Origin of the sequence: Pseudarthrobacter sp. fls2-241-R2A-127 (genome assembly GCF_030209355.1) — a bacterium.
Classification (GTDB): Bacteria; Actinomycetota; Actinomycetes; order Actinomycetales; family Micrococcaceae; genus Arthrobacter.
Genome location: NZ_JARVSF010000015.1, coordinates 100888 through 114243, shown reverse-complemented (window position 1 = coordinate 114243; position 13356 = coordinate 100888). Strand labels below are relative to the sequence as shown.

Annotated in this window: 9 protein-coding genes; 4 read left to right on the top strand and 5 right to left on the bottom strand. The window is 57.8% G+C overall.

Annotation, left to right across the window (positions count from 1 at the left end):
* The first annotated feature begins 197 nt into the window (after window positions 1-197).
* From QRN53_RS12665 to QRN53_RS12650, 4 genes are all read left to right on the top strand, one after another.
* Complete coding sequence (locus QRN53_RS12665) at window positions 198-977, top strand: sensor histidine kinase (protein WP_285244197.1); 780 nt, start codon at window positions 198-200, stop codon at window positions 975-977.
* Between the two features lie 20 nt (window positions 978-997).
* Complete coding sequence (locus QRN53_RS12660; RefSeq protein WP_502934845.1) at window positions 998-1954, top strand: DUF8320 family protein; 957 nt, start codon at window positions 998-1000, stop codon at window positions 1952-1954.
* A gap of 2132 nt (window positions 1955-4086) precedes the next feature.
* Window positions 4087-5757, top strand: a complete 1671-nt coding sequence (locus tag QRN53_RS12655) for an MDR family MFS transporter (RefSeq protein ID WP_285244239.1) — start codon at window positions 4087-4089, stop codon at window positions 5755-5757.
* Window positions 5754-6224, top strand: coding sequence for a MarR family winged helix-turn-helix transcriptional regulator (locus QRN53_RS12650; protein ID WP_285244195.1), 471 nt, complete (start codon window positions 5754-5756; stop codon window positions 6222-6224). Before QRN53_RS12655 ends, QRN53_RS12650 begins: the two co-directional genes overlap by 4 nt.
* 884 nt (window positions 6225-7108) lie before the next feature.
* Here the strand turns inward: QRN53_RS12650 and QRN53_RS12645 are convergent.
* From QRN53_RS12645 to QRN53_RS12625, 5 genes are all read right to left on the bottom strand, one after another.
* The gene (locus tag QRN53_RS12645) at window positions 7109-7654 is read right to left on the bottom strand and encodes a MarR family winged helix-turn-helix transcriptional regulator (RefSeq protein WP_285244194.1); all 546 of its coding nucleotides are present in this window, start codon (window positions 7652-7654) and stop codon (window positions 7109-7111) included.
* Window positions 7655-7845: 191 nt separating this feature from the next.
* Window positions 7846-8850 carry a Gfo/Idh/MocA family protein gene (locus QRN53_RS12640; RefSeq protein WP_285244193.1) on the bottom strand — a complete coding sequence of 335 codons (1005 nt, stop codon included), beginning with the start codon at window positions 8848-8850 and terminating at the stop codon, window positions 7846-7848.
* A gap of 330 nt (window positions 8851-9180) precedes the next feature.
* Window positions 9181-10020 (bottom strand): SDR family oxidoreductase, encoded by an 840-nt coding sequence (locus tag QRN53_RS12635; RefSeq protein WP_285244192.1) that lies wholly within the window; start codon window positions 10018-10020, stop codon window positions 9181-9183.
* Window positions 10021-10047: 27 nt separating this feature from the next.
* Complete coding sequence (locus QRN53_RS12630; RefSeq protein ID WP_285244191.1) at window positions 10048-10293, bottom strand: hypothetical protein; 246 nt, start codon at window positions 10291-10293, stop codon at window positions 10048-10050.
* A gap of 503 nt (window positions 10294-10796) precedes the next feature.
* Window positions 10797-13232 (bottom strand): glycoside hydrolase family 3 N-terminal domain-containing protein, encoded by a 2436-nt coding sequence (locus QRN53_RS12625; protein WP_285244190.1) that lies wholly within the window; start codon window positions 13230-13232, stop codon window positions 10797-10799.
* Window positions 13233-13356: the final 124 nt, after the last annotated feature.

Below are 13356 nucleotides of genomic sequence, written 5' to 3'. Positions count from 1 at the left end.
GCATCACGCATATTCTCCTGCTCGTTATGGTTTTAGCGGGGTTTACGCTCTGGCAGGTCGCTGCGCCGCCTGACCCGCCGCCTGAATTCGGTACCCCTTGGTTGTGGGCGGCGGTGAATGTTGGTGCTGTGTGGGTAACTTTTGTTGCCGGCACGAGGACGGGATGTCTTTTCGCTCTGGCAACAGGTGCAGTGTTTGTGGCTCTTCGCACGACCGCCCAGGTCGAGTTGAGATCGACGATATGGGCAGGAGAAGACACAGTCTTTGCAACCATCCTTGCACTGGTCATCTGCTCGGCCATAGGTGTCGTCCGACAGTCGGCTGTCCGACTGGATGCGGCCGCCGAAGAGGCCATCCGGCTATACACGCTGGCTGCGTCCGCCACGGCGCTAAGCCGCGAGCGGCTTAGACTTGATGGGCTCCTCCATGACAGTGTCATGGCTGCATTGCTAACGGCCGCGAATGCCCATTCAATCCACGAATACGACGCCAGCTCGCTGCTGGCTCGTGACGCCCTTGAACGTCTCGAACTTTATGAAACTGGTGCCGAGAGCAGCTCCTTCGAAACAGTAAAGGAGTTGGCCGCCCGGATTCGCTTCACTGTCGATGACGGCAACAGTGACACTCAAATCTCGGTTGGCTGCGACTCTCCAACAAGGGTCACCCTTCCCCCCGTAGTTGCGAGGGCCTTGTTTGAGGCCACAACCGAGGCAGTGCGAAATACAACGCGCCATTCCGGAGCAGAACAGTGCGAGGTAAATGTCGTGGCGGGAAAGCACTCCGCTAAGAATTGGATCCTCATCCGGATAAAGGACACCGGAAGGGGCTTCGATGAAAACTCGGTATCGGAACGAAGGCTTGGCATCCGTGTTTCAATTATCGGCCGGCTTGATTCCGTGGGAGGTTCCGCAAAGGTTAGATCCACGCCGGGCACTGGAACAGAAGTCGACCTTGAGTGGGAAGGCGCCTCGATGTGATTGCTACCAGCTCAACAAGAATGCTGACAGTTCTGTGCGCCCTATTCTCGAGTGTCCATGTCGTCGTAGGGCTGCTTAGCCTTGACAAGGTGAGCAGCCCTTGGCCGCCCCTTGCAGCGATGATGCTGTACCTAACGGCTACGGTTATCGTTCTAAGTCCAGCGCCTCAGGAACTAGCGATCTGGCGGGCTTTTACAGGCGTCGGAACTGTGATTGTCATGGCGGTACTGGTCGACAGTGTCTTACCCAAGGTCGTTTGGCCCGGCTATGCTGCCTGGCACACCGCAGCGTCCTACACCCTACTAGTTGTGATAAATCTTCGCGGAAGGGTGTTCCTCTCGTGGATTGGGGGCATTCTGTCTGTTGTCCTCACCGTCATCTGGGCATCCGACGCCGCTAGTGGATGGATCGGTGGCATGTTGATGAGTATCGCGACGATCGGATGGCTGACCGTGGCCACCGGGGTCAGCCGTTTCCTGCGCAACAATAACCGCCTCATCATTCAATATGCAGCTGATGCCCGGGCGTCGGTGGACCGCTACGCGGCGGAAAAGGCCCTCGGCGTTGCCCGAACACAATGGATTAATCACGTTCGCCGCGTCGCTGCTCCTGCATTGGAGCAGATCTGCACCCACGAGCATATTCCCAGCGAAGTACAGCGGCAGGAATACACGCTTATCGAAGCCCAGCTGCGCGATGAAGTCCGAGGTCGCAGCCTTGCCACTGACCACGTCCTTGAAGCGGCGTGGAGGGCCAGGAAACGTGGTGTGACTGTTCACCTTATCGACGACGGTGGGGAGGACCTGTCTCCAAGTTTGGTTACCAGAGCTGCTGACAAGGTCATTAGTGTGCTTGACCAAGCACAGACAGGGACTGTTACGGTTCGAATCAGACTTGCCGGCGGGGCATCCGCCGTGACGATCTTTGCCACGGCTTCCGAAAACTCGGACGAGCCGACGTTGGTTGAAATTTTTTGATTTGAAGAGCCGCGTGTAGCGACCGGAAATCCAGCCATGGACTTGGCGTACGCACTTCAGCGGACAATTAGTGGCCAGACGGCTCTCGCCCCTTTAGTGAGGGCCTGTCCACTCGTATCATCAAACGATCACGGGCCGGACAAACCAAAATCCGCAGCTGGGACGGTTGCAATACAGTTCCATCGTCCTCCGGGATCCGAGACCAAGTGAGGTCTCAGGAAACATGAAAGCGCCCCGACAACTCCGTTGTCGTGCAGGACTTCGGTCCCATATTTTCATCCCTGATGCCGGGTCCCCGGCTCTTCCTAAGGACACAACCATGAATGAAAAATTCGCCCAGCCATCAGCATTGAGCAGCGGGTGCACTCCCACGCTGAAGAAACGGATGCGGCTACTTGTGACTCTGGGCATGACTTCCGGAGCTTTGATGGCAGGCACTCTCGCCGCTTCCGCCCCAGCATCCGCGTCCACGTACTTAGGCGGGGTGGACATGCAACGCGCATGCGACGTCCAGTATCCGGGCTACGGCCTACGAGCAGTCGTCCAAAATCAGTACAACGCCTACTCATGGAAGTGCGTATCACCTTGGGGCTACACAGCCGGAATCGACGTGAACCGTGAGTGCGTCACTCAGTACGGGCCTGGGGCCTATGCGGGTCTATGGAACAAGTACAACCCGTACACGTGGTTCTGCCAGCGATGAGTCGAGAGTTTGCCCGGAGACCGCGTCACTGAAGGATCGGCTCGCGACGCCACTCCCAGAGAAAATTGCAAATTAAGGTTCTCGAATCGTATGGCATTCGAGGGACCGCGGCGACGACTTCTTGCACGTCAGATCATCGCAAAGTCGTCACGGACAACGACCCCTTGATCTAATCTGGGTTTGCCACACTTCCAGCCGGAAGGAATTATCAATTCGCAGAAGGGGTGCACTATTCGCGTTGGCGTCCGCGGCTTTAGTAACACCTCTCGTGACCGCCGCTCCTGCCCTCGCCTGGTCGGGTAGCAGCACCGTGACAGTGACCGGCAAATCGGGTTGTTGGGATCAGGGGGGGCAGCAGGCGACTGTATACGGCGAGCTTAATAACCAGGGACACACGTCGGTTCAGGGCGGCATGCCAACCCGATATAGCGTCACTTTCACGAATGTGCCCAGTGGCGGCGGGTGGGCCTGGTTCACTGTCCACTGCACCGTTGGCGGCGATCACAACACCTGGGTCCGCGTATACCGGCCCTTCTGGGGCAGCACACTCAACGTTGACCTCTGACGGGGTGTATCGCGGCAAACTGGATCACGCTGCCCTGGCGCCCGTACGGGGCAGCGTGGTCCTTGCTGTGAGTCTTGAACTGGTCCTCCGTGAAGGGCCACAGACGTGGTCCTAGATCCGGTTAGCGTGCTCATCAGTCGTCACCCTAGAAAGTGTCCAGCAAGTGCGCTACTAGCATGTTGGCCTCTCCTGACGGATCTGGAGCAAAGGGGATTGAGGTCCAGAAGTTCGACGGTTGTCAGGTTGAGTCCTTGACTTCCCTGCGCACGCGTACAGAAACTGCTTTTCGAACCCTATACTGACGATTTCCATTGGTTGCTCTGACGTCAGGTTTGGGTGTGGCCCAACCTGATGACGAGAGCTCTTTCACCGCGTTCGATTCGTCGACACCCTACGCTGGCAACATCGATGCACGAAAGCTCGTCGAAACCACGCTTCCCCTTAAACCGATTATGCCTAATGACACGTCAGCCTTCGTCAGATGCGGGTGGCTTAGCCGTCATAGCCTGATCCTGAAAGACCGGAGCGGCATTCGAGTTACTTCGAAACGATCGTTGGGCGAGGCAGCCATCCACAGCATCAAGTCAGCTGCGGCAGCAAGTCCAGGACGCCGGTGGATTGTTTCGAATGCGGCAGGCCTTCTACGCAGCTCTCAAGGCTGCCGACTAACTCAGGGGGTGTGCAGGAGTGAAGAAGAACAGGGTACTGCCAGGAAGTGAACGCGCTGCTGGCGTTCGTTACCTGACTGGTTGCCTCGAGCAATCAATCAGGATATAGTTGACTTTAATCAACTAAATCTATGGAGCGACCTTGTCTAAAAACACCGACTCAACGACAGCCGACCCTGGGTTGTCCGCCTCCGGGATGACCCAGCGGGAGGTAGTCCAGTCCCTGACCGCCCTATTGATGGGCATTTTCGTCACGATTCTCGCCGGGACCGTCGTGTCAACCTCACTTCCGATTATTCTTTCCGACCTGGGTGGCGACCAGACCGCCTACACATGGGTGGTTACATCTACCCTTCTGGCCACCACCATTTCCACGCCGGTCTGGGGCAAACTCGCCGATCTTTCCAACCGCAAGGCACTGCTGCAGTTTTCGCTGCTCCTCTTTGTTGTCTCTTCCGCGATCGCCGGTTTTTCCCAAGACACCTCAATGCTCATTACAATGCGCGTGGTCCAGGGCCTAGGCGCGGGCGGTTTGACGGCGCTGAGTCAGATCGTCATGGCGGACATCATTTCCCCCCGTGAACGCGGCAAGTACATGGGCCTCTTCGGTGCGATGATGGCACTGGGGACAGTGGGGGGACCACTCATTGGGGGCTTTATTACCGACACTCTCAACTGGCGTTGGAACTTCTTCGTCGCATTGCCGTTCGCGGCCATTGCCCTCATCTTGATCCATAAGACCCTGCACCTCCCTGCCAAGAGCAAGCGCAAGGTCTCCATTGACTACGCCGGCATCGTGCTGCTGTCTGTAGGAGTCTCGCTGTTGCTCATCTGGGTATCCGTTGCCGGGCAGCAGTTCGAATGGGTGAGTATCTACTCGGCACTGATGGTCGGCGGAGCTGTCGTCGCACTGATCGCCTTCGTCCTTGTGGAGTTCAAAGCTGCCGAGCCCATCATTCCGCTCTCAGTGTTCAGGAACCACACGTTCACACTTTCGGTCATAGCCTCGATCGCCGTCGGTGTGTCCATGTTTGGCACCTCCGTTTTTCTGGCTCAGTACATGCAGCTTGCCCGGGGGGCGAATGCGACCCAATCCGGGTTGATGACCATCCCGATGATGGGCGGACTGCTGATCATTTCCACTATTGCAGGAGCACTTATCTCCAAATACGGCAAATGGAAGCTAATCATGATCATCGGATCGATGCTTCAACTGGCAGGCCTGTACCTGCTCGGCACTATCCACTACGACTCGGACTTCTTCTTGGTATCGCTATACATGTTCATCCTGGGTGCAGGCTTGGGCATGATTATGCAGAACCTGGTGCTGATTGTTCAGAATGGCGTCGCGTCGGCTGAAATAGGCGTTGCCAGCTCTGGGATCGCATTCTTTCGGTCCCTTGGAGGAACAATCGGCGTCTCAGTCTTGGGGGCTCTTATGGCAACCAAAGTAACTGCCCTCATGGCACGCAAGGCTCCCGAACTCCAGGCAGCTATCGCGGCCCTCGGTGACAAGGGCAAGGAAATTAGTGCAGCGCTGGCCAGCGGGAACATGCCTGATGCCCATAGTCTGCCCGACTCAGTGCGCACCATTGTTGAATCCGTATACGGTGATTCCGTCGCTTACGTTTTCATGGTCGCCGCACCGTTGAGTATTCTGACCGTCCTTGCAATTGTCTTCGTACCGAACAGGGAGCTAAGCAACCAAACCCGCCAGCAGCGCGAAAATAGTGAGGCTGCGACAGCCTTGTCTCCAGGCCTGGAAGCCGTCGAGCAGAACGTGGCCGAGGTCAGCGAGGCCGTTGTCGCGGTCACCCCAAGCCTGGGGCCCGGAAACGGCAAGGTACAACGACAGGACACCCCGTGATCACCGCAGACTCGCCAAGCCAAGAACCACACACAGACTTCGATGGCGTCATCGCAGAGGTCGAGCAGCAATTTAGCAACGTAATTGTGCGGTCCCGCAACAACATCAAGACACGCGCTCTTGCCATCGACCCTGCCCTGCAAGCACAGGGGTACATGGTTCTAACGGTCCTTTACCAATTTGGGGCCCGGCAACAGGGCTGGCTGGCGCAGGAGATGGCAACGGACAAAGCGATGATGAGCCGAACGATCAGCCAGTTGGAGTCCCTTAACCTCGTCACCCGGGACATCGATCCCAACGATGGACGGGCGCAGCTCGTATCAATGACAGCAGAGGCCCACGCCCGCTTCCGAGCGAACCTCGCGGAGGTTCACCAGTTACTACACGATCGCCTCTCCACATGGGACATCGACGAGGTCCGTCGGCTCGTCGCGTTGCTTGCCAAGATCAACGAGTCGGGTTTTTGATTTAAGCCCTCGCAGGCTCACATTCCCAGACGTGCAATTCAGGCGTGGGAAAGATCCCCACTGAGTCCATGCATGCCCCATCTAGACGTGGCTAAAGATGGCGTTGGTGTGTTTGTTCGCATCTAGTCAACGCCGGTAGATCTCTATCGGGTCCTCGAGTAGTACAGCGTACTTTGCCTATTCCCTTCACCTTGCAGCCAAATGATCTCGCCTGAATCTGCCACCGTGTCGACGACTGCGCAGCTCAGAATCCCGGCGCCGTTGACCGGTTCAACACGGTCACCGTGATAGAGATCGCTCGAGGAAGCAACGTACTGACCTTGTGGAAGATACATATTTCCCTCTGCCTCTCTCCCGGAACGGATCCCGTGGAGGATTCTTGTGTCCTGTCGTCCAGTTCTCTCGCACCGCTGGTGTTGAGTTGGTCATCTCGTCTCCTGAGCCGGAGCGTTGGGGTTAGGGAAAGGAAAGATCGCAAGAGAGAGATCTAACGGGTTCAACTGTCCTATTGGGCCCGACCGAGGGTGGGGCAAGAGAAGTCTGGAGGCGCTTCTCTGGCCCACCTCGAACGGCCAGGCAAGACAGAGGTTTCTTCGGCAGGAATAGACGCTGGTTAGAGTTCGCTCTGAACCGGTGCCGGTCCGCACCTTCGGAAGTAGCTTTCCCGCGACCCATCACAGCCCTTGGAGAACACCGCCGTCAGGGAGTTCATCTAAGAACAGCGTGCGAAAGCGCTTCTGCTAGTTCTAGTTCGTTCAACAGGCCGCGGAAACGGCAGTGCGCAGGCGTGTCGATTAGTCTTCGGCCTGATGTTGATGTCTCCCGGCGCCGGCGGCCAGACCGGCCCACGGCCGGTTCAGGGGACTGCGAACGGCACAGGCGTCTCAGCCCCCGGCAGGCACGGACTCACGAGATTGATCGTTGCAGCGGTACTTTTCGGAAGACAGTTTGTCCATGTGCATGGCGTTGAGTCTGTTCAGGTAGCCCGCCAGCGTCTGCACTTCCTGCTGCGGCCATTCGGCGAACCGCGCAAGAAGCTCATTACTCCTGGCATTTTGAACTTCATGCATTCTTTCTTCACCTCTTTCCGTTAGGCCGATATATTGCGCACGACCATCTGCTGCGTCGGCTTTCTTCTCGACGAGGCCGAGACTCTGAAGTAGGGCAATCTGCCGACTAGCGGAGGACTTGGTAATGCCGACGATAGCGGCAAGATCTGTTAGGCGGATGTCGCCTTCCTGGCGGATGAAGGTCATTAGCCCATACGCAGCCGGTTCCACATCGGGGTGTACCTGACGAGACAACTGATGTGACATGGAACGGGCACGCCGCCAGAGCATGCTTAGTTGGTGTTCGACCTCTTGGAGGGCATCATTCACGGCAGCGTTGGATTTTCCCGTATCTGGGTCGCTGTGAAAGTGGTTGCTCATGACAGTCCTGAGAGTAGTTCCCTGGCCTGGCGCTCCTAGCCGGGCCCTTCTTTGGGGGATGGAGCGTCGCCTCTGCGACCGCACAGTGACGGGCGCGGAAGCCCATCAGAGGAGCGCACGCCGAGCACGATCAAACACATCGTCGACCAAATTCTGAAGCAGGCCGCGTCCCTCATGAGGGACGAATTTGTTCACCGACAGGCGCCGATAGCTTGTTGGATCTGGTCAAGTGTCCGAAACACCATAATCGTGTCTCTTGCCGAGTGGACCGGGTGCTCCACAAGGCCTGCCCGGACGGCATCGCTTACCGCCCGTAGCATTGGAATGTAGCCGTTTCCTTCGCGGGGGAGGTCGACTTGCGTTGGGTCATGGATGATGTTTTGCCATGAACCTGCGTGTATCCGCAAAGATGTGGTTGACCAAAAAGGCCCGGGCAATTCGATCCAGCCCTTGGTTCCATTGACCGCGCCGGAAAGGTCAGCGAATTCCTTCATTGACGTCGCGCACTGGGCAAAACGTCCATCGCTGTATTCCAACGTAAAGTGCTCCGCGAGGTCAAGGCCGTCGGGGCGAACTGTTCCGACCGCGTGGACCGAGTCAGGTGGCCCGAAGATTACGTGTCCGAGCGTAACTGGATAAATTCCCTGGTCCAGGAGTGTGCTGCCGCTGAGCCTGACGTCCCATCGGCTGCGGTTTTCTTCCGGCAGTGGAATACCGAACATCCCCCTGCAACTGCGGGGTTCACCGATCGTACCTGAAGCGATTTCCTGCGTCATCCGGATAAAAGCAGGGTTGAACTTTGTCCACATGCCCTCCATGAGAAAGAGATTCTTTTCGCCGGCGGTACGGAACAGCTCCTCAACCTCACTGGCTGTCTGCGCCATAGGCTTTTCAATCAGCACATGTTTCCCAGCCGAGAGCGCTTGGAGTGCCAACTCATAATGTGTCGAAATAGGTGTTGCAATATACACGATGTCCACGACGGGGTCGGCCAGGAGTTGTTCGTAATCATTCGTGGCCCTGGCTCCTGAAACACCGCTAGCAAATGCTTGGGCTTTAGTAATATCCCTGCTGTAGATGAGTTCGACCGAGACGTTCGGGCAGGATACGAGGTCCGGAACAACCATGGAAGAGATCCAGCCCGTTCCTACGACTCCCCATCTTAATGAGCCCTGCTGATCTGCCTTTGCTGCCATGAGATTCCTATTCTCTGTTTAACGAATTCCTGCAAGTCCGCCTGAGCGTCCGTCCGCGTCAATCTGGCTTCGCAAAAAACCAGGGCACTCCCACCGCCGCTACTATCAAAGATGTTGCTGACCACCAATGTGCTTATGGATCGGAAGAAAGACAACAATCGGAAATCGGCCCTGTCTGATCAAGGAACACTTGGCAGGCCGATGCCGGACCATTGGTCCGGCATCCGGGTCGAGCCCCTAGAGCCCGTCGATCGGTGCCATCCGGGCTGCTGGGGGCACGGCATGGATCGCTGCCCCGGCGCTCTTCGGTCCGTAAGGTCACCTGTTGTGTCAGGCTGATGCGTGGTCGCTGAACCGGTCGTGGGCTGCGTCAGCGAGGAGTGCATGCATTCTTGCTTCTGCCCGTTCAAAGACTCCACCGCCCGGCACAGCATGGACCCTGTCAGCTTCGATTGCGTTCAGGGCGGCTTCGGCTGCAGCACGGGCCGTAATGATGCCACCATGTGAGGCAGCCAATTTTTTCATCAGATTGGGATCCGCGCTCGGCTGGCGGTTGATAATTCCCAAGGTCGCAGAGTTGTTTCCAAGGGGAGTGTCCACAAGGCCCGGACACAGAACGGTGGCACCAACACCACGTCCGGTAGACCTGAGCTCGATATCAAGGGATTCTGTCACTCCGACGACAGCGTGCATGGTGGCGGAGTATGGAGTGCGATCGGGCAGCGGCGCAAGGCCTCCTGACGACGCCGTATTAAGGATATGTCCTCGGCCTTGAGCGAGAAGATGCGGCGCGAACGACCTCACCCCGTGAACCACACCGAGCAGTTTAATGTCGATCATGCGTCGCCATGTGTCCAGTCGTTGTTCCCACGTCGGTGCCGCGGGCGAGACAACCCCGGCGTTGTTACACACCAGGTCAACCCGCCCAAACGCCTCCATCGTTCGGGCGGCCAGGGCGTCCACCGAGTCGGGATCTGTTACATCCGTGACCACGGCGATTGCCAGGGCTCCCCGGGCGGTGAGCTGCTCGGTGGCTTTATGGACCGCTTCGGCCCTTACGTCGCTGAGGACTACTGATACGCCTCTATCCACGAGTGCCTCTGCCAACCCGTACCCGATTCCGCTCGCGGCACCCGTGATGACGGCAACCTGACCTGCTTGGATCTGCATTTTCTCTCTTTTCTAGCGTGGATTGAGTCATGTTCGGAGATATACGTCAAACTCACTGAATTCGACTATTTGACGTGCGCCCTGTTCAGTAATGACCCAGAAGAGGTCCATGGCGGGTTGAATATCATCGATCCGTCCGGAAAAGAAGAGGGTTTCGGCAATCCGCGCCTCGATGTAGTCGCCCTTGGAAATCTCGCTGCATCCACTGACTCGGTATACGCGCTGAGGTTGTGACCAGTGCGGTGAATGGATGATGTGATTGGAAGGTTCCACCTGAATGTCTTTCGATTAGGGACGAGGACCTCCCGGGATGGCCTGCGGAAGAAGTCCTTTGGCGTGGACGGCATACTGACAGCAAGCCGAGGTGCTTGGCATCCTAAATTTGGGCAGCCCTGTTGCTGGATCCTGGCGATGAAGCTACGCGTAGCGCTGGCGGATGAGGCCGAACGGAACAGCGGGATGCGCCCGAACTACATACTGGCCCGGGCTTGTCCGAGTAATCAGAATTCCTGTCCTGTGACGGATTGCTGCGGGCTTGACGACATGTACGGCGCTGTCCAGCTTGCTGTCGATCTGGGCAGGATCTTGGACCGAGACATCAACCACGCCGGGGCTTGAAAAGTCATTTGTGGCTGGCATTGTTGCTTTCTTTCTTATTCCAAAACGGAAGACGGCTATTGGAAGGTGCATCCTTGAAGCCGTGTGCACCGGGGTGCCAGCGGTTCTGACGCGTGCATTCCTGCGCGCGCCAGAACCGCTGCGCCCGGCATGGTCGGTCAGGGCACCAGTTCGCTGACCTTTGTCTCCACGGTCACCCGGGCCTCGCTGAGGTAGCTGCGGCGCCCTTCAAGGTCTGCCGCCTGGCCAACCAGTTTGACGTGGGTTCGACCGACATCGTCGGCCGAGCTTCGACCAACGATAAGTTCCAGGTTTCCGGGCTGCAGGGTGAATCGACCGTCGATCCCGCTGTAACCAAGGAGGCTGGTGTCGAATTCGAAGGTGACGGTGGCGCTGTCGCCAGGATGCAGCTGCACACGCTTGAAACCGACCAATTGCAGCGCCGGGCGGGTGATGCCGGGAACGCGTACAGAAGCGTAAAGCTGAACAACCTCGACGCCGTCCCGATCGCCGGCGTTTGTCACAGCTACGCTTGCGACGATGCGCCCGTCCTGGGCGGGGATCTCCTCTGCGTTGACGCTCACGTCCCCGTACTCAAAAGCTGTATAGCTCAGTCCGTGTCCGAACGGGTACAGAGGCGTGTGCTCGAGGTCGATGTATCCCCGGAACATATCTGCATCGCTGCGCCGATAGCCGCTGCCGTGATGCTGCGAGTAGTAGATCGGTACCTGCCCGGTTGCCCGGGGCATGGTGTACGGCAACCTGCCGCTGGGATTGGTATCCCCAAACAGCACACCGGCGACGGCACGGGCACCTGCGGGTCCCGGATAATAGGCTACGACGAGACCGGACAGTAAGTGGTCGATCTCGGTCAGCGCGTAAGGTCGGCCTTGATAGACCACCCCCACCAGGGGAGTCCCTGTGGCTGAGAGCGCCTTCACCAATTCCACCTGCGGGCCGGAGAGTTCGATGTGGGCGATGTCTGTGCCCTCACCCTCGGTGATTTTGGTGCCGAACCAACCAGCCCTGCCGCCAATGGCAAGGATAACCACATCGGATTCCTCGGCGGCGGCGACAGCGGCGGCTATGTCCCGGGGTTCATCCTCGGTCACGCCGACGGCAGTGACACTCGTAACCTGGTTCTCGCCGATGCTTTCGCGTATTGCCTCACTAAGGCTCAATGCATCGTATTGGTCGCGGGCTACCGCGTTGGTGTCAACAGCGGCTGCCCGTGCCCAGTTCGCTGCCCGGGCCTTTTCCATTTCCGGGCTGAGCTCCATCATTCCGCCCACCCCTGCCATGCGCGATTCACCGGTCGCCATGCCCTTCATCATGTCGATGGATGCCGGGTGCGTGTAGGCAGCGAAATTGATCAGCGAGGACTCGGCGTGCGGTCCGATTACAGCCACCCGTTTCGATTTGGAGATTGGCAGTACGCCCTCGTTCTTTAGCAGAGTGATCGATTCCTCGGTAATTGACTTCGCGAGCTCCTTGCCACTGGCAGCGAGGGACTGCAGCTCTCCTGCGTCTTCGCGTACGTAAGGATTTTCGAACAGGCCCAGCTTGAATTTATCGACCAGAACGCGAAGAACGGCTTCATCAAGGGTTGCTTCCTTCAACCGGCCTGCAGCCACCGCGTCGACCAAATGGTGCCCATATCCAATGATCGTGGGCAGCTCCACATCGAGACCTGCTTCGAGCGCGAGGAGCCCAGCATCCTGGGCGTTCTCGGCAATGAATTGCCGCGTGGCCAGCCATTCGACGGTGCTGTAATCAGAGACAACGGCCCCGTCGAAGCCCATACGTCCACGCAGCATGTCAGTGAGCAGCTGCCGGCTTGCCCCAACCGGGACTCCATCAACTTCTGAGTACGAGTTCATTACGCTGCCCAGGTTAGCCAGCTTAATTGCGGCCTCAAACGGGGTGGCATAAACGTCATAGAGCTCACGGGCCCCGATAGTGGTAGCAGCCATATTTTGCCCACCTTCGGTCATCGAGTAGCCCAAAAAGTGCTTCGCGGTGGCGAGGACCCCATTAGACAACTCCGATCCTTGAATACCGCGCACGAACGCCACACCCATGGCACTGGTCAGATAAACATCCTCCCCGTACGTTTCGTGCACACGGCCCCAGCGCGCATCACGCGCGATATCTATGACCGGCGACAATGCCTGCTGTACCCCTACGGATCGCATCTGCTGACGAATAATGTCTGCCATCTCCTGGATCGCCTCAGGGTTCCAAGAGGCGCCGAGACCGATGGCAGTCGGGAACGAGGTGTAGCCGGGGGCCAGGAATCCGTTAAGGGCTTCTGCGTGAGAAATTGCAGGAATTCCAAGACGAGTTCGTTCGACAAGGAAACGCTGAATTCCGTTGTTCCTTGCTGCCAGGGCGGTCGGCTCTGGCAGTGCACCGGCATTGGACAAATGACCGATGCCGTTCCCGATGTGCTTCTGCATCGCCTTCTCGTCGAGCCCTGTCGGCCCATAAAGAAAATTTGGCATTAAGGCAGACACCTGCTGCGCCTTTTCCTCGACGGTCATTTGCGCAAGCAGCGCGGTTGCGCGCTCGTGCGGCGTGGGGTGAATACCCATGGTAATGCTTCCTTAAAATGATGGATCGGGTGTCAAAACCGAGAGTTGATGCTCGGAGAGCAGGGGATGCGGTCAGACACTTTGTTACAAGGCTTGGCGCACGGCGGTAGTTCAGTTCCCCTCT